This window comes from Rhodococcus sp. DMF-1, assembly GCF_021441945.1.
GTDB lineage: Bacteria > Actinomycetota > Actinomycetes > Mycobacteriales > Mycobacteriaceae > Rhodococcus > Rhodococcus ruber.
On sequence record NZ_CP090442.1, the window covers coordinates 2,847,531 to 2,865,102 of the forward strand.

The window sequence follows — 17,572 nt, forward strand, 5'->3', positions numbered from 1 at the left end:
TGACGGCTCTACCGGTAGTCGCTGGAGTAACCGTAGTCGTCGAGCGGAACCGCAGCGCCGGTGTTCTGGCCGAAGCCCTCCGGCGAGTAGTACTGATCCTCGTACGACGGGATCGCGTACGCGGCCGCGCGGGCCTCCTCGGTCGGCTGCACCTGGATGTTCCGGTACCGGTTGATGCCGGTGCCGGCCGGGATCAGCTTGCCGATGATCACGTTCTCCTTCAGACCGATCAGCTTGTCCGAGCGGCAGTTGATCGCCGCGTCGGTCAGCACGCGAGTGGTCTCCTGGAACGACGCCGCCGACAGCCACGAATCGGTGGCCAGCGACGCCTTCGTGATGCCCATGAGCACGGGACGGCCGGCAGCCGGCTCCCCGCCCTCGGCGACGACGCGCCGGTTCGAGGCCTCGAACTCGCTGCGCTCGACCAGCGATCCGGGGAGGAACTCCGTCGACCCCGAGTCGATGATCGTCACGCGGCGCAGCATCTGGCGCACGATGACCTCGATGTGCTTGTCGTGGATCGACACACCCTGGCTGCGGTACACCTCCTGGACCTCGTTGACGAGGTGGACCTGCACCTGGCGCGGTCCCATGACCCGCAGCACCTCGTGCGGATCGGCCGCACCCTCGAGCAGCTGCTGACCGACCTCCACGTGGTCGCCGTCCGCGAGGACACCTTCGGTGCCGTCCGCCTTACGGATGACGTGCAGACGCTGACGCTTCGACAGCTTGTCGTACACGACCTCCTCGCCACCGTCGTCCGGGACGATGGTGATCTTGTAGAAGCGGTCGTCGTCCTCGAGTCGCACGCGGCCGGAGACGTCGGCGATGGGCGCCTTGCCCTTCGGAACGCGGGCCTCGAACAGCTCCTGCACTCGGGGCAGACCGCCGGTGATGTCCTCACCGACGCCACCCTGGTGGAACGTACGCATCGTCAGCTGCGTGCCGGGCTCACCGATGGACTGGGCTGCGACGATACCGACGGCCTCGCCGATGTCGACGAGTTTGCCGGTCGCCATCGAGCGGCCGTAGCAGGTGGCGCACACGCCGGTACCGGTGTCGCAGGTCAGCACGGAGCGGACCTTGACCTTCCGGATGCCGGCGGCCAGCAGGGCCTCGATCGCCGGGTCGCCGAGGTCGCTGCCCCGGGTGACGACGACGTTGCCGTCCGCGTCGACCGCATCGGTGGCCAGCGTACGGGCGTACGTGCTGGTCTCGATGTGGGCGTCGCGCACCAGACGACCGGTCTCGGCGCCCGTCCCGTCCCGCTCGGGCTCGGCGATGATCATCTCGATGCCGCGCGGCGTGCCGCAGTCGGTCTCGCGGACGATGACGTCCTGCGACACGTCCACCAGACGACGGGTCAGGTAACCCGAGTCGGCGGTACGCAGCGCGGTGTCGGCCAGACCCTTACGCGCACCGTGGGTGTTGATGAAGTACTCGAGCACGGTCAGGCCCTCGCGGAACGAGGACTTGATCGGACGCGGGATGAACTCGCCCTTCGGGTTCGTCACCAGACCCTTCATGCCCGCGAGCGAGCGGATCTGGGTCATGTTGCCCGCGGCGCCGGACTTCACGATCGTCGGGATCGGGTTGTCGTCCGGGTAGTGCGCCTCCATGGCCTGACCGACCTCTTCGGTCGCCTCCTGCCACAGCTTGACGAGCGAGTCGCGCCGCTCCTCCTTCGAGAGGGCACCACGAGCGAACTTGCGCTCGAGCTGATCCGCCGACGCCTCGTAGCGTTCGAGGATCTCCTTCTTCTCCGGCGGCACCAGCACGTCGGCCATCGACACGGTCACACCCGAACGGGTGGCCCAGTAGAAGCCGGCGTCCTTGAGCTTGTCGACGGTCTGCGCGACGACGATCATCGGGTAGCGCTCGGCGAGATCGTTGATGATCGCGGCCTGGCGCTTCTTCGGCATGACGTCGTTGACGAAGCCGTAGTTCACCGGCAGCAGCTCGTTGAACAGCACGCGACCGAGCGTGGTCTGCACGGTCCAGCCGTCGCCGTAGTTCCAGCCGTCGGGGAACAGCTCCGTCTCGAGGTCCTTCGGCGGCCGCTGCCGCTCCAGGCGCACCTTGATGGGGGCCTGCACCGACAGCACACCGCGGTCCACGGCCATGATCGCCTCGGCGGGAGACGAGTACACGCCCTGCTCCGGCTCACCGTCGGTGGCCGGCCGGTACGCGCCGGGCGCGTCCTCGACCAGGCGGGTCAGGTGGAACAGACCCGTCACCATGTCCAGACGCGGCATGGCGAGCGGACGACCCGATGCCGGCGACAGGATGTTGTTCGACGACAGCATCAGCACGCGGGCCTCGGCCTGCGCCTCCGCGGACAGCGGCAGGTGCACGGCCATCTGGTCGCCGTCGAAGTCGGCGTTGAACGCCTCACACACCAGCGGGTGCAGCTGGATGGCCTTGCCCTCGACGAGCTGCGGCTCGAACGCCTGGATGCCGAGACGGTGCAGCGTGGGAGCACGGTTGAGCAGCACGGGGTGCTCGTTGATGACCTCTTCGAGCACGTCCCACACCTGCGGACGCTGCCGCTCGACCATCCGCTTGGCGGACTTGATGTTCTGCGCGTGGTTCAGATCGACCAGACGCTTCATCACGAACGGCTTGAACAGCTCGAGGGCCATCAGCTTCGGCAGACCGCACTGGTGCAGCTTGAGCTGCGGGCCGACGACGATGACCGAACGGCCCGAGTAGTCGACACGCTTGCCGAGCAGGTTCTGACGGAACCGGCCCTGCTTGCCCTTGAGCAGGTCGGACAGCGACTTGAGCGGACGGTTGCCCGGGCCGGTGACCGGCCGGCCGCGACGGCCGTTGTCGAACAGCGCGTCCACCGACTCCTGCAGCATCCGCTTCTCGTTGTTGACGATGATCTCGGGGGCACCGAGGTCGATCAGTCGCTTGAGGCGGTTGTTGCGGTTGATGACGCGGCGGTACAGGTCGTTGAGATCGGAGGTCGCGAAGCGGCCACCGTCGAGCTGCACCATCGGGCGCAGCTCCGGCGGGATCACCGGCACCGCGTCGAGGACCATGCCCATGGGCGAGTTGCCGGACTGCTGGAAGGCCGCGACGACCTTCAGGCGCTTGAGGGCGCGCAGCTTCTTCTGGCCCTTGCCGCTGCGGATCGTCTCGCGCAGCGACTCGGCCTCGGCGTCGATGTCGAAGTTCTCGATGAGCTTCTGGATCGACTCGGCGCCCATCGCACCCGTGAAGTACTCGCCGTAGCGGTCCTGCAGCTCCCGGTAGAGCAGCTCGTCGACGATCAGGTCCTTCGGCTTGAGCTTGGTGAAGGTGTTCCAGATCTCCTCGAGCCGGTCCAGCTCGCGCTGGGCACGGTCACGCAGCTGACGCATCTCGCGCTCGCCGCCGTCCTTGACCTTGCGGCGGACGTCGGACTTGGCACCCTCGGCCTCGAGCTCGGCCAGGTCGGCTTCCAGCTTCTGCGCGCGTGCCTCGAGGTCGGCGTCGCGCTGGTCGGCGACGGACTTCTTCTCGACCTCCATCTCGGCTTCGAGGGTCGAGAGCTCGTTGTGGCGCAGTTCGTCGTCCACGGCCGTGATGACGTACGCGGCGAAGTAGATGATCTTCTCGAGATCCTTCGGCGCCAGGTCGAGCAGGTAACCGAGGCGGCTCGGCACACCCTTGAAGTACCAGATGTGCGTGACCGGCGCGGCGAGCTCGATGTGGCCCATGCGCTCGCGGCGCACCTTGGCGCGAGTCACCTCGACGCCGCAGCGCTCACAGATGATGCCCTTGAAGCGGACACGCTTGTACTTGCCGCAGTAGCACTCCCAGTCCCGGGTGGGGCCGAAGATCTTCTCGCAGAAGAGGCCGTCCTTCTCGGGCTTGAGCGTGCGGTAGTTGATGGTCTCCGGCTTCTTGACCTCACCGTACGACCAGTTGCGGATGTCCTCCGCAGTGGCCAAGCCGATGCGGAGTTCATCGAAGAAGTTGACGTCGAGCACGTAACTTCCTTTCCCCTTCACGGGTTTTGTTGCTGCTAGTTGTCGCTGTTGCTGCCGGGGCCCGACGAGATGCAGTCCGCCGTGCGGGAGTGCATCTCATCGGGTCGGCTCCTAGTTCGCGAGGTCGTCGACCGTGGCCGACTCGTTGCGGGAAAGGTTGATGCCCAGGTTGGCCGCCGCCCGCTCGAGGTCCTCGTCGTCGCCGTCGGCCATCGCGATGGCCGCGCCGTCGCTGGAGAGCACCTCCACGTTCAGGCACAGCGACTGGAGTTCCTTGAGGAGCACCTTGAAGGACTCGGGGATACCCGGCTCCGGGATGTTCTCGCCCTTGACGATGGCCTCGTAGACCTTCACGCGGCCCACCACGTCGTCCGACTTGATGGTGAGCAGCTCCTGCAGCGTGTACGCGGCACCGTAGGCCTGCATGGCCCAGCACTCCATCTCACCGAACCGCTGGCCACCGAACTGCGCCTTACCACCGAGCGGCTGCTGGGTGATCATCGAGTACGGGCCGGTCGAACGGGCGTGGATCTTGTCGTCGACCAGGTGGTGCAGCTTGATGATGTACATGTAGCCGACCGACACCGGGTACGGGAACGGCTCGCCGGAACGGCCGTCGAACAGCGTCGCCTTGCCGTCCGCGCCGACCATGACCTCGCCGTCGCGGTTCGGCAGCGTCGAGCCGAGCAGACCCGTCAGCTCGTCCTCGCGGGCACCGTCGAACACCGGGGTGGCGATGTTGGTGTCCGGATCGGCGGCGAGCATGTCGTCGGACAGGTTCTTCGCCCACTCGGGACGCTCACCGTCGCCGGCGACCTGGACGTTCCAGCCGGCCTTGCCGATCCAGCCGAGATGCGTCTCGAGGATCTGGCCGATGTTCATACGACGCGGGACACCGTGCGTGTTGAGGATGATGTCCACCGGGGTGCCGTCGGGCAGGAACGGCATGTCCTCCTGCGGGAGGATCTTGCCGATGACGCCCTTGTTGCCGTGCCGGCCGGCGAGCTTGTCGCCGTCCTGGATCTTGCGCTTCTGCGCGACGTACACGCGGACGAGCTCGTTGACACCCGGGGGCAGATCGTCGTCGTCCTCGCGCGAGAACACGCGGACGCCGATGACCTTGCCGGTCTCGCCGTGGGGCACCTTCAGCGACGTGTCACGCACCTCGCGGGCCTTCTCACCGAAGATCGCGCGCAGCAGCCGCTCCTCCGGGGTCAGCTCGGTCTCGCCCTTCGGGGTGACCTTGCCGACGAGGATGTCGCCGTCGCGCACCTCGGCGCCGATGCGCACGATGCCGCGCTCGTCCAGGTCCGCGAGGACCTCGTCCGAGACGTTCGGGATGTCGCGGGTGATCTCCTCGGCACCGAGCTTGGTGTCGCGGGCGTCGATCTCGTGCTCCTCGATGTGGATCGAGGTGAGCACGTCCTCCTCGACGAGGCGCTGCGACAGGATGATCGCGTCCTCGTAGTTGTGGCCTTCCCACGGCATGATCGCCACGAGGAGGTTCTTGCCGAGCGCCATCTCACCGTTCTCGGTGCAGGGGCCGTCGGCGAGGACCTGACCGGACTCGACGCGCTGCCCCTCGTCCACGATCGGCCGCTGGTTCGAGCAGGTGCCCTGGTTCGAACGGTCGAACTTGCGCAGACGGTAGGTGCGGCGGGTGCCGTCGTCCGCCATCACGGTGATGAAGTCGGCCGAGACCTCCTCGATCACGCCGGACTTCTCGGTGACGACGACGTCGCCCGCATCGACGGCGGCACGCAGCTCCATGCCGGTACCGACGACCGGGGCCTCGTTGCGCACCAGCGGCACGGCCTGACGCTGCATGTTCGCACCCATGAGGGCACGGTTGGCGTCGTCGTGCTCGAGGAACGGAATCATGGCCGTGGCCACGGACACCATCTGCCGCGGCGAGACGTCCATGTAGTCGACCTCGGTCGCCGCGACGAATTCGACCTCGCCGCCCTTCTTGCGGACGAGGACGCGCTCCTCGCTGAAGCGGCCGTCGGCGTCGACCGGCGAGTTGGCCTGCGCCACGACGTGGCGGTCCTCCTCGTCGGCGGTGAGGTAGTCGACCTGGTCGGTGACGATGCCGTTCTCGACCTTGCGGTACGGGGTCTCGATGAAACCGAACGGGTTGACCCGCGCGTACACCGACAGGGAGCCGATCAGGCCGATGTTCGGGCCTTCCGGGGTCTCGATCGGGCACATGCGGCCGTAGTGCGAGTGGTGGACGTCGCGGACCTCGAGGCCGGCGCGCTCACGGGACAGACCACCCGGGCCGAGCGCCGAGAGGCGGCGCTTGTGGGTCAGGCCCGACAGCGGGTTGTTCTGGTCCATGAACTGCGACAGCTGGGAGGTTCCGAAGAACTCCTTGATCGCGGCCACGACGGGACGGATGTTGATCAGCGTCTGCGGCGTGATGGCCTCGACGTCCTGAGTGGTCATCCGCTCACGGACGACGCGCTCCATGCGGGACAGGCCGACGCGGATCTGGTTCTGGATGAGCTCGCCGACGGTGCGCAGGCGACGGTTGCCGAAGTGGTCGATGTCGTCGACCTCGACGGGAACCTCGACGCCGCCCGGCGCCGTCATGGTGGTCTCCCCCGCGTGCAGGCGCACCAGGTACTCGATGGTGGCGACGATGTCTTCCTCGGTGAGGGTCGACGCCTCGATCGGCTGGCCGGCGTTCAGGCCCAGCTTCTTGTTGATCTTGTAACGTCCCACGCGCGCCAGGTCGTAGCGCTTGTCCTTGAAGAAGAGGTTCTCCAGCAGGGTCTGCGCGCTCTCCTTGGTGGGCGGCTCGCCCGGGCGCAGCTTGCGGTAGATGTCGAGCAGGGCCTCGTCGGTGCCGGCCGTGTTGTCCTTCTCGAGAGTGGACATCATGATCTCGGAGAAGCCGAAGCGCTCGACGATCTGCTCGTTGGTCCAGCCGAGCGCCTTGAGCAGCACGGTGACCGGCTGGCGGCGCTTGCGGTCGATCCGCACGCCGACGGTGTCGCGCTTGTCGACGTCGAACTCGAGCCACGCGCCGCGGCCCGGGATCACCTTGACGCTGTGCAGGTCCTTCTCGGTGCTCTTGTCGACCGCGCGGTCGAAGTACACGCCCGGGGAACGCACCAGCTGCGAGACGACGACGCGCTCGGTGCCGTTGATGATGAAGGTGCCCTTGTCGGTCATCATCGGGAAGTCACCCATGAAGACCGTCTGGCTCTTGATCTCGCCGGTGTTGTTGTTGATGAACTCGGCAGTGACGAACAGCGGCGCCGCGTACGTCATGTCCTTGTCCTTGCACTCCTCGACGGAGGCCTTGACCTCGTCGAAGCGCGGGTCGGAGAAGGACAGGGACATCGACCCGGAGAAGTCCTCGATCGGAGAGAGCTCCGCCAGGATCTCCTCGAGGCCGCCGACGACGGGACCGTCACCGCGTTCGGCAGCGAGCGCGCGCCAGCGCTCGGAGCCGATCAGCCATTCGAAGGAATCTGTCTGTAGATCGAGGAGCCCGGGGACTTCGAGAGGTTCGCGAATCTTTGCGAACGAGACCCTCTTCGGGGCTCCGGGGATTCCGGCAACTGCCTTGGTCTGGCTAGAGACTGCCAAGATGCGTCCTTCCAGCACCTCACGCGGGCCGCTCCAACCGGTGCGACCGCCGCTGTACCTGCTTCTTCATGTGGGGCGTTATCGCTGGTTGCGACCCGAACGACAACCCCACCGCGAAGTCGGCGGAACGGGCCCCGGAGGGCAACGCTCCCCGCGATGCGGTCGAGAGATGGACAGGAGGCAGCCAGCGCAAAGTCCGAACTTACACCCAAAAGTCGCAGATGTCGAGCGACGGCACGAAAAGAAGCGCCCGACCCCGGGCGCCCAGGACGCATGTTCGTGCGTGCGTACCGATAGAGTGACCGCTCACGCCGCCCGCGTCAAGAGCAACCGGGCCGATTCCCGGTCGGCGCGCTCGTCAGCTGTCCCGGATCTCCGAGACCAGCCACTTGCCGTCGATCTTCTCCATCCGCACCAGAAGCGGCGCCGACGCACTGCCCTGGGCGACCGCGTCGCCGGTCGCGCTGACACTGATGAACGCCGCGACCTCGGCCCGGTCGTCGTCGAGCATCGACGCACCGATGTGGTCGATGCGCACCTCCGTCGCGGTGTGCGTCTGCACCGCCGCCTGCTTGGTGACCTCCGCGGTCAGATCGAACTCCTCCCGCATCGGCGGGGTGAGGACCTCGCGGATCTCGGCGAAGTCCTCGTCGATCGTCTCGTAGTTGTAGCCGTGCATCGTCTCGATCGCATTGCCGGCAGCGGCGGTGACCTCGGACGTCGCGGTGCTGTCGACCCACGCCTCGTTGCTCACCGTCGCGCCGGGACGGGCGGCCGCGACCGCGGCGAACGCACCGAGCGCGAGCGCGGCCCCGCCGACGATCGCCACCGCACGCCAGCTGCCGCGCGAGGCGGTGCCGGCGGCCTGCGCTGCCGGCTCCTCCGCGTCCCCACCGTCGTCGACGGGCGCCGGTTCATGCGGCTCCGGGGCGCTCGTCCGGTCGGATCCGGAGCCCGGCCCCGCCGGGGCCGCCGAGGACCCGGTCGCTTCGGCGGCCGCCGTTCCCGCTCCCGCCGTCGGAGCCGGGGGGGACTCGGGCGGGGTCGGCTCGAGCGGGGTGGACTCGGGCGAGGGGGACTCCGGCGGGGTGGGTCCGCTCGGGGTGGGCCCGGTGGCCTCGGGGCGGACGGCACCGCCGGTCCGGCCCGTCCCCGCGATCTTGGGCCGTCGCCCCCTCGGGGGGCCGGCCGGATTGGGCTTGCGACGCTGCGGGGGCACTACACACTCTCCTTCATCGGCTCACTCGCCTGCGGCGGGACCGGGTTCGGCCGGGGGCACGGGGGCGGGTTCGGCCGGGGGCACGGGGGCGGGTTCGGGCGGCGCGGGTTGCTGCGCGCCCTCCGCCGGCCCGGCACCGAGCTGCACCGAGTCCAGCGGCTGGATCGTCTCCGCCTTCCACACGTCGCCGTCCTTGCGCATCGCCACGTTCACGGTGACCTTGTTCTCGACGAAGTTGTCGGGCCAGGTGGTCTTCACCGCCAGGACGATCAGGGCCTGCGCCGTGTCGGCGTCCGTGTCCAGCGCGGTCAGCGAACCGAACAGCACGTCTGCCGACATGCCCGTGCCCGTCTGGGCCACCTGCTCCCGGATCTGCTGCTCCGTCGCGGCCAGATCGTTGTTCAGGGCCTCGCCGGTGATCGACGACCGCATGTTCTCGATCGACGTGTCGACGTCGGCGGCGTCGACACTGTTGAGGTTGATCGCGGCCTGCATCGCCCCGGACAGGGCCGCGTCCCGCGCCTCGGCCGCCGGACGGTCCACGAGCAGGGCCCGCCCCCACCCGAAGCCGAACCAGGCGGCCGCGACGAGGGCGACCACCGCCAGCACGCTCACCACTGCCAGAACGATCCTGCGTATCGTGTCGCCGCCCGCCCCCGCCGTCTGCGGGGGACGGGACGTCGTTTCTGAACTCACTGCACCAACCTACTTACCTACTTCGGGGTGACTCCGAGCAGCGGCGCGAGCTGCGTCGCGATCGGATTCAAATTGAGCTTGTCCGGGTCCTTCTTCGGCGTGAAGTCCCACGGCTGGATCGTGGCCGGGTCGGCGAACACGATCCGGTTCGCGCTCCGCACGCCGGTGACGCTGCCCTGCGGGACCTCGCAGGATGCCTCCGTGTTGAACGGGAAGTCCTGCTGGGTGTCGTCGAAGTTGGGATCCCGGCGCTGCATCTCGTCGAGGATCGCCTGGGTGCCCTCGTACCCGATGGTGCACGACGGCGGGTTGTTCGTCTCGAACAGGATGCCCAGCCGGACCGCACCGTCGCCGGGCGCCACGGTCCCGGCGCTGGCCGCGACGGCCGGCAGGAACGCGAGCAGCGGCTGCAAGGCCACCGCCTGCGGGCCGAGCTTGTCGCCGAGCAGCGCCAGGTTCGTCAGGTTCGCCGTCAGGCCGGGGCCCGAGTCCGCGACCAGCTGCGTGAGTTCCTCGCTCGCCGCCGTCCCGGTCTCGAGGAGGCGACGGACGTCCGGGTCGCTGTCGCGCAGCTGCGCGGTCACCAGGTCCAGATCCGCACTGAACTGCCGGATCGCCGACGCCTGCACCGACTGGGTGTCGAGCACGGTCTGGCTGTCGCGGATCAGCGACACCGTCTGGGGCAGGTACTGCACTCCGGCGTCGCTGAGCTGGGCCAGAGAGTCCACGAGGGTCTGCAGCTGGCCGCCGCGGCCGTCGAACGCGGCCCCCAGTTCGGTCACCACCGTGCGCAGCGAGTCCACCGGCACCGACCGGACGAGCGCGTTCGTGCTCACCAGGAGGTCCTGCACCGGCACCGGCACGTCGGTGGCGTCCTCCCCGATCACCGAGCCTTCCTCGAGGTAGGGACCCTCGTCGGTGTCCGGCAGCAGGTCGACGTACTGCTCGCCGATCGCCGAGCGGTTCGCCACCACGGCACGGGTGGACGCGGGGATCTGCGGCCCGCCGTTGTCGAGGAGGAGGGTGACGTCGATGCCGTCCTCGGTCAGACCGAGTTCCCCGACCCGCCCGACCGGCACGCCCCGGTAGGTGACCTCGGCGTTGGTGAAGATGCCCCCCGAATCGGCGAACCGGGCGTGGACGGTGTACTGCCCGAACCCGAGCAGGTTGTCGAGGCGCACGTACCGCGCGCCGACGAAGACCACGCCGAGCAGCGCGATCACCACGAACGCGACGATCTGTACCCGCAGCAATCGCGATTTCATCATCGCCCTCCCCCGACTCCGAGCTGGTTGAGCAGGCCTTCCAGCGGATTGGCCGGCGCTGCACCGGAGTCCGGCGCCGCGGCGGGCAGGCCGGGCAGCGTCACCCCCGGCGGCAGTTCGAGTCCCGCCGGCAGCCTCGGCTCCGGGAGCTCCGGCAGCAGCGAGACCGTGGGCCAGCCCCGTCTCGGCCCGTTGCCGTTGTAGTACGGATTCGACGGATCCACGACGGGCTTGGGCTCACCGAACTTGGGCTGCCGGTAGACCGGTTCACCCTGTCCGACGCCGAGCGAGGCCAGCGCGTCCCCGATCTGCATGTCCACAGCGAGGAACAGGTTGACCGAGCCACCGAGGGCGATCCTCTCGACCCCGTCCGGGAAGGGCACCGTCGGGATGAACGGCAGCGCCTTCACCAGGTCGTCCCCGGACGCGGCGAGCTGCTGCAGCGTGGGGCGCAGGGCCAGCAGGTCGGCGATCAGGTTCTCCTTGGACTGGTCGAGCACGTCGGTGCCCACGGTTCCCAGCCGGTCGAGCTGGACGAGCAGCTCGGTCAGCTGGGGACGCTGCTGCTCGAGCACCGCCGTGGCCACCGGCAGGTCGTCGAGGATCGCCGCGACCCGGTCGTTCTGCTCCGCGACCCGGACGGTGAGCACGTCGAGGCCGTCGAGGGCGCGGGTGATGTCGTCACGTTGCCGATCGAGACCGTCGATGAGCCGATCCGCCTGTTGCAGAAGGCTCTTCGTGGTGCCTTCGCGTCCCTCGAACGCGGTGGACAGCTCCTCGACCACGGGCTGCAACTGGCCGACGCCGCCACCGTTGAGCAGCAGCGAGAGCGCACCGAGTACGGGTTCGAGCTCCGTGGCGTGCCGGGTCCGGTCCAGCGGAATGACGTCGCCGTCGGCGAGCAGTTCACTCGACGGGTCGCTCGGCGGCGGAGTGAGCTGGACGAACTTCTCACCCAGCAGGCTGGTCTGTTCCACCGCGGCATACGCGTTGGCCGGCAACTCCACCGCCGAGTCCACCACGATCCCGACGTCCGCGGTCCACCCGTCGGGTCCCACGGACACCGTCTCCACCCGGCCGACGGGCACGCCGTCCACCTTGACGGTCGACTGCGGCACGAGGTCGAGCACGTCGTCGAACTGCACGGTCACGTGGATCGGGTCCGAACCGACGTCCGCGCCACCGGGCAGGGGCAGGCTCTCGGCGCCACCGCACGCGGACACCGCGAGGGCCGTCGCGCAGGCTCCGGCACCGAGAATCACCGAGCGTCTCACTGTCCGCCCTCCTCGAGGTTCAGGCGCTGGGATTCGACACCGGGCACGGTGCCGGGCACCACCTGACGCTGGATGTTCTCGCCGCTGAGGACACCGAACGGCAGGATCAGATCCGGGGTCCGGATGTCGTTGGTGATCTGTTCGGCGAGGCCGGAGCACTGATCGATCAGCGGCTGCATCTGTCGGCCCAGCTGCTCGAACCTCGGGTCGCCCGGCACGAGCCGACCGAGATCGATGAGCTTGCACATCACGCCGGCCGGGTCCTGCAGGTCGGTCACCACCAGACGGGAGGCGAGCGACCCGGATTCCGCGTCGTAGGAGTTGACCAGGTTGCTCACGGCCAGGGGCAGCAGGGTCAGCGAATTCACCAGTGAATCCCGGTTGGCAGCAAGGTTGTTCGTCACGGGGACCAGGGCGTCCACGTTGTCCTTCAGCGCCGCCTGATTGTCGTTCACGAACTGCGCGACCACCCCGAGCGACTCCGACAGCTGATTCAGCGCGAGCCCGAGGTTCTCCCGTTCACCGGCCAGGTAGCCCGACAGGTCCGACAGCTGGGTGTTGAACTCGCGCACCTGCTGATCGTTCGCCGCCAGCGCGGATACGAAGATCTGCAGGTTCTCGATGGTGCCGAACAGGTCACCCCGCGACTCGTTGAGCGTGCGCGACGCGGCGGAGAGCTGCTCGATGGTCTGGCCGAGCGCAGCACCGTTGCCCTCGAGGTTCTCGGCGCCGGTCTCCACGAATCGGGTCAGTGCCCCGTCCTTGTTCGCGCCCTCCGGGCCGAGAGCCCGCGACAGCTCGTCGACGCTGGCGTACAGCTCGTCCACCTCGACCGGGGTGGCGGTCCGTTCCCGCGGGATGACGGCGCCGTCGGCCATCGTCTCGCCACCGGTGTACGCGGGAGCGAGCTGCACGTAGCGGTCCGCGACGACCGACGGGGTGATCTGCACGGCTTTGGCGTCGGCGGGGATGTCGACGCCGCGGTCGACACGCATGTCCACCCGCACCTGGTCCCCTTCCGGGACGACCGCGGTGACCTTACCGACCTCGACGCCGAGGACCCGGACGTCGGACCCCTCGTACACGCCGACGGCCTTGTCGAAGTACGCGGTGATCTCGGTGGTGCCCATGCGGTTGAAGACCCACCACAGCACGCCCGCGATCAGCACCACGGCCGCGACGATCGCGGCGATCAGCACGATCGGGCCGCGCCGTGAGCCGCCACCGGACTCGGCATGCGACATCAGTTCTCTCCCAACGTGCGAACCGGATCGCGGTATCCGGGGATCTCGGGCAATCCGGGCGGAATGAGGTTGACGACGACCTGGTCGAACCAGCGGCCGTTGCCGACGACGTTCGAGTACAGCCGGACGAACGGCTCGTACAGCTTCATCGCCCGGTCCAGATCGTCGTTGCGGTCCTGCAGGATCTGGACGACACCCCGCAGCTGGTCGAGCGCCGGACCGATCGTCGCCTCGTTGTCACGGACCAGGCCGGTCAACTCCGCCGACAGCCGCTGCGTCCCCGTCAGCAGCTGTGAGATGGCCTGCTGGCGGTTGTTGAGTTCGGCGATCAGCAGCGCTCCGTCGCTGATCAGCCGGTTGAACTCCGCGTTCCGGTCCGCGAGGATCTGCGACGTCCGGCCGGTCGCCTCGAGCAGCCGCTTCAGTTCCTGGTCCCGGCTCGCCACCGTCTGCGACAGCCTGGTCACGCCGTCCAGCGAGGCCCGGATGTCGTCCGGTGTCTCGGAGAACGCCTCCGAGAGGGTGTCGAAGCTCGTGGCCAGCTGCTCGGAGTCGATCTCGCCCAGAGTGGTGGCCGCCGACGAGAACGCCTCGATCACGTCGTACGGGGCGACGGTGCGCGACAACGGAATCCGATCGTCCGGATCGAGCACCTCCGTGCCCCGCGGCTCCAGGGCGAGGTACTTCTGGCCCAGGATGGTCTTGATCTGGATCGAGGCGGAGGTGTCGTCGCCGAGCCAGGCGTCCTTGACCTTGAACGACACGAGCACCCGGTCACCGTCGAGCTCGATGTCGGTGACCTGGCCGACCTTGACGCCGGCGATGCGCACCTCGTTGGTGGGTTTGAGGCCGGCCGCCTCGGTGAACTCCGCGCGGTAGGTGGCGCCGGCCCCGATGATCGGCAGCGAATCCAGGAAGAAGGCCGACAGGGTGGCCAGCAGGACCACGAGAATCCCGAGGGCGCCGGACACGGCCGGACTGCGACGTCTGCTCATCGTCCCTGCAACTCCTGCATCCCGTCCTGCGTACAGCGCTTCGCAGCATTGGTGTAGATCGGCTGGTTCACCGTGGGAAGACCCGTCGGCAGATTCAGGTACGGAACCGAACCCGGACCGGCGATCACGTCGATGCCGCACAGGTAGAACTGGAACCACGACCCGTAGCTCGCGACCCGGCCCAGCTTCTCGAGCTTGACCGGAAGGGTCGCAAGGATCTCGTCGACCGCGTCGCGGTTGTTGTTCAGGTTCGCCCCGAGCTGCTCGACCGCCGTGATCGAACCGGCGATCGCCGGCCGGGTCGGCTCGAGCAGATCGGCCGTCGCGTCCGTCAGCCCGGCCAGCGACTGTACTGCCGCACCCACCGTGTCGCGGTCGGCGGCCAGTCCGCTCACCAGCGCCTGGGTGTTGACGAGCAGCGAGTCGAGCTGCGCGTCCCGCTCGTTGATGTTGGTGAGCACCGAGTTCAGGTTGTCGATGACCGCGCCGATCACCCGGTCCTTGTCGGCGATCGTGTTGGTCAGGCTCGCCGTCGTGCGCACCAGGTCGTCGATGGTCCCGGATTCGCCCTGGAACACCTGGACGATCTGCGAGGACAGCGTGTTGACGTCCTCGGCGCTGAGGGTCTGGAACAGGGGGCGGAAACCGTTGAACAGGGTGGTCAGGTTCACGGCCGGTTTGGTGCGTTCCAGCGGGATGGTGTCGCCGTCGGTCAGCTTCATCCCCTGCATGCCCTCACCCTGGTCGAGAGCGATGTACCGCTGGCCGACGAGCGTGCGGTAGCGGATCGTCGCCGTGGTCGCGGCGGGCAGCCAGTCCCGATCGGACACCGAGAACGTCACGCGCGCCTCGCTGCGGTCCACGATCTCGATCTCCTCGACCTGGCCGACGCGGACGCCGGCGATGCGGATGTCGTCACCCTCGTTGAGCGAGGTCACATCCGAGAAGATGGCGTGGAACTTCGTCCCGCCCCCGCCGCCGAGGCTCGCGATGGTCGCCGCGAGCATCCCGGTGGCGAAGATCGTGACCACGGCGAAGACGATCAGCTTGATCAGTGGTGCTGCCAGGCCTCTCATCGGAAGCTCACCTCCGTTCCACGCAGTGCGGGCGCACCCAGGCGCGTCGTCCAGGTCGGCACGTCCTCGGGCGCGATGCCCGTCGCCTCCCCGTACACGACGTCGAGGGCGTCCTGCTCGGCCCGGGACCCGGAGTACGCGACCTGCGCCGTCGCCGGGGTCGTCCCGATCAGCTCGCCGACGTCGTTCGGCACCCCGGACCCCTCGGGCGCCGGGAAATACGACATGGACTCCGGCCCCGGATTCCGGGACGGCACCTGGTAGGAACCGTCGTTGATCGAGCCGCCGGGGTACTGCGGGAAGAACCGTCCCGGGGCCGTGACGTTGTCGTAGCAGGTGGGGCCACGAGTGTCGAGCAGGCGCGGCTCGTCCTGGTTCGGCAGGTACCGGCCCTTCGGATTGACGAACTGGATGCTCGCCCGGACGCCGGGGAACGGGTCGTCGGCCGCGAGCACGCCGGCGGCGGCGGGCGCCGCGTCGGCGAAGCCCTTCAGCATGCACGGGTACGACGGCGAGTACCGCGCCAGCAGCTGCAGAGCCTGCTTGGAGTCGGCGGCGATGCTGATGATCGAGGCGGCGTTCTGTTCGAGCAGCCCGGCGGTCGCCGACGACGCTCCCGTCGCCGTGACGAGCAACGTCTCGAGCTGGTTCTCCTGCTCGACCACCGTGTTGCCGGTGGTGCGCAGGTTGTCGAGGGCACTGATCAGATCGGGCGCGGCGTCGGAGTAGGTCTGGGAGAAGTCCGCGAGTCCGCGCAGATCCTCCTGCACGGCCGGGAGTTCCACGTTGACCTCGCGGAACACCTGTTCGAGCCGGTCCACGGTCTGCCCGAGGGTCTCGCCGCGTCCGCTCAGGCCCTGGGCCAGGGCGCCCAGGGTGTTCGCGAGGTCCTGCGGCGGGATGGCCTCCAGGAGGGGCAGCAGGCCGTCGAGCACCTCGCCGAGTTCGACGGTCTCGGCGCTCGTGTCCTGCACCAGGGTGTCCCCTGCCTGGACCGGGCGCGCCGGCTGGTCCGGCAGGATCAGCGAGACGTACCGTTCGCCGAACAACGTCTTCGGCAGCAGCTGAGCGGTCGCGTTCGCGGGGATCAGGGCGGCCTTGTCCGGTTCGAGCGCGAGATGCGCGGTCACCGTCCCGCCCTCGGCCGTCGTGCCGCGCACCTCGCCGACGATCAGCCCCCGCACCTTGACGTCCGCGTTCATCGGCAGCGCGTTGCCGATCTCGTCGGTCACGAGGTCCACCTCGACGACCTTCTTGAAGGTCTTGTTGTACATAGCGATCGTGACGAACAGGAACAACCCCAGCACGACGAAGAACATGAGGCCGAGGACCCTCCGCTTGAGGGTCGAGGGAGTCGGGTTCATCCGGCCACCCTCACGGTCGTGGAGGTGCCCCAGATGGCGAGGCTGAGGAAGAAGTCGAGCACGGCGATCGTAACGATCGCGGTGCGGACGGCACGGCCGACAGCCACGCCGACGCCGGCCGGACCACCGCTGGCGTTGAAGCCGTAGTAGCAGTGGATGAGGATCAGGAAGAACGCGAAGACGAGCACCTTCGCGAACGAGTACAGCACGTCCTCCGGTGGCAGGAACAGGTTGAAGTAGTGGTCGTACGAACCCGACGACTGCCCGTTGAACATCGTGCTGATCACGCGTGTCGCGAGGTACGCGGCGAGCAGGCCGATGATGTAGAGCGGGATGACGGCGACGAAACCGGCGATCATCCGGGCGGTGACGAGAAACGGCACCGACGGCACCGCCATCACCTCGAGCGCATCGATCTCCTCGCTGATCCGCATCGCACCGAGCTGGGCGGTGAAACCACAGCCCACCGTCGCCGACAGCGCCAGCGCCGCGACGATCGGCGCGAGTTCGCGCGTGTTGACGTATGCCGACAGGAAGCCGGTGAGCACCGAGGAGCCGAGTTGCTCGAGGGCGGCATAGCCCTGCAGACCCACGACGACGCCGGTGAATCCCGACATCATCGCGATCACGCCGATGGTTCCGCCGATGACGGCGAGCGCGCCGCTGCCGAAGGTGACCTCGGCGAGCAGCCGCAGCACCTCCTTGCGGTAGTGGACGAGGGTGCGTGGGGTCCAGGCGATGGCCCGCGCGTAGAACGACATCTGGTCGCCTGCCCGATCCAGCATGTCGAGAGGAGCGCGCACGATTCTGCGCCCGCGGAGCCAGATGACATCTCCGCGGCCCTTTGCGATTGTCATCG

At 68.3% G+C, this 17,572-nt stretch carries 11 protein-coding genes; all 11 read right to left on the reverse strand.

Annotated features, from left to right (window positions below; all coding sequences use genetic code 11):
• Positions 1–8: 8 nt before the first annotated feature.
• The 11 genes from LZP97_RS12860 to LZP97_RS12910 all read right to left on the reverse strand — a co-directional run bounded on the left by LZP97_RS12860 (position 9) and on the right by LZP97_RS12910 (position 17,570).
• Positions 9–3,980 carry a DNA-directed RNA polymerase subunit beta' gene (locus LZP97_RS12860; protein ID WP_010592007.1) on the reverse strand — a complete coding sequence of 1,324 codons (3,972 nt, stop codon included), beginning with the start codon at positions 3,978–3,980 and terminating at the stop codon, positions 9–11.
• Between the two features lie 111 nt (positions 3,981–4,091).
• Positions 4,092–7,598, reverse strand: a complete 3,507-nt coding sequence (gene rpoB, locus LZP97_RS12865; RefSeq protein WP_010592008.1) for a DNA-directed RNA polymerase subunit beta — start codon at positions 7,596–7,598, stop codon at positions 4,092–4,094.
• 340 nt (positions 7,599–7,938) lie between these two features.
• On the reverse strand, positions 7,939–8,799 hold the full coding sequence (locus LZP97_RS12870) for a hypothetical protein (protein WP_017680017.1): 861 nt from the start codon (positions 8,797–8,799) through the stop codon (positions 7,939–7,941).
• Between the two features lie 21 nt (positions 8,800–8,820).
• Positions 8,821–9,417 carry a type II restriction endonuclease gene (locus LZP97_RS12875; RefSeq protein ID WP_040271969.1) on the reverse strand — a complete coding sequence of 199 codons (597 nt, stop codon included), beginning with the start codon at positions 9,415–9,417 and terminating at the stop codon, positions 8,821–8,823.
• Positions 9,418–9,512: 95 nt separating this feature from the next.
• Entirely contained in the window at positions 9,513–10,760 is a 1,248-nt protein-coding gene (locus tag LZP97_RS12880) for an MCE family protein (RefSeq protein ID WP_040271967.1), read from the reverse strand.
• The gene (locus LZP97_RS12885) at positions 10,760–12,034 is read right to left on the reverse strand and encodes an MCE family protein (protein ID WP_026137590.1); all 1,275 of its coding nucleotides are present in this window, start codon (positions 12,032–12,034) and stop codon (positions 10,760–10,762) included. Before LZP97_RS12885 ends, LZP97_RS12880 begins: the two co-directional genes overlap by 1 nt.
• Positions 12,031–13,278 (reverse strand): MCE family protein, encoded by a 1,248-nt coding sequence (locus LZP97_RS12890; RefSeq protein WP_017680018.1) that lies wholly within the window; start codon positions 13,276–13,278, stop codon positions 12,031–12,033. The genes LZP97_RS12885 and LZP97_RS12890 overlap by 4 nt, the downstream gene beginning before the upstream one ends.
• A complete protein-coding gene (locus LZP97_RS12895) occupies positions 13,278–14,273 on the reverse strand; it encodes an MCE family protein (RefSeq protein ID WP_010592014.1) in 996 nt (331 codons plus the stop codon). The genes LZP97_RS12890 and LZP97_RS12895 overlap by 1 nt, the downstream gene beginning before the upstream one ends.
• Positions 14,270–15,349, reverse strand: a complete 1,080-nt coding sequence (locus tag LZP97_RS12900) for an MCE family protein (RefSeq protein ID WP_040271964.1) — start codon at positions 15,347–15,349, stop codon at positions 14,270–14,272. The genes LZP97_RS12895 and LZP97_RS12900 overlap by 4 nt, the downstream gene beginning before the upstream one ends.
• Positions 15,346–16,713 (reverse strand): MCE family protein, encoded by a 1,368-nt coding sequence (locus tag LZP97_RS12905; RefSeq protein WP_010592016.1) that lies wholly within the window; start codon positions 16,711–16,713, stop codon positions 15,346–15,348. Before LZP97_RS12905 ends, LZP97_RS12900 begins: the two co-directional genes overlap by 4 nt.
• On the reverse strand, positions 16,710–17,570 hold the full coding sequence (locus LZP97_RS12910) for an MlaE family ABC transporter permease (protein WP_026137591.1): 861 nt from the start codon (positions 17,568–17,570) through the stop codon (positions 16,710–16,712). The genes LZP97_RS12905 and LZP97_RS12910 overlap by 4 nt, the downstream gene beginning before the upstream one ends.
• Positions 17,571–17,572 lie beyond the last annotated feature (2 nt).

What these genes read in the sequence shown, in the direction of transcription:
- LZP97_RS12905 (WP_010592016.1), bottom strand. Translation starts at nt 16,713, where the DNA reads ATGAACCCGACTCCCTCGACCCTCAAGCGGAGGGTCCTCGGCCTCATG.
- LZP97_RS12880 (WP_040271967.1), bottom strand. Translation starts at nt 10,760, where the DNA reads ATGAAATCGCGATTGCTGCGGGTACAGATCGTCGCGTTCGTGGTGATC.
- LZP97_RS12910 (WP_026137591.1), bottom strand. Translation starts at nt 17,570, where the DNA reads ATGACAATCGCAAAGGGCCGCGGAGATGTCATCTGGCTCCGCGGGCGC.
- LZP97_RS12900 (WP_040271964.1), bottom strand. Translation starts at nt 15,349, where the DNA reads ATGAGAGGCCTGGCAGCACCACTGATCAAGCTGATCGTCTTCGCCGTG.
- LZP97_RS12895 (WP_010592014.1), bottom strand. Translation starts at nt 14,273, where the DNA reads ATGAGCAGACGTCGCAGTCCGGCCGTGTCCGGCGCCCTCGGGATTCTC.
- LZP97_RS12890 (WP_017680018.1), bottom strand. Translation starts at nt 13,278, where the DNA reads ATGTCGCATGCCGAGTCCGGTGGCGGCTCACGGCGCGGCCCGATCGTG.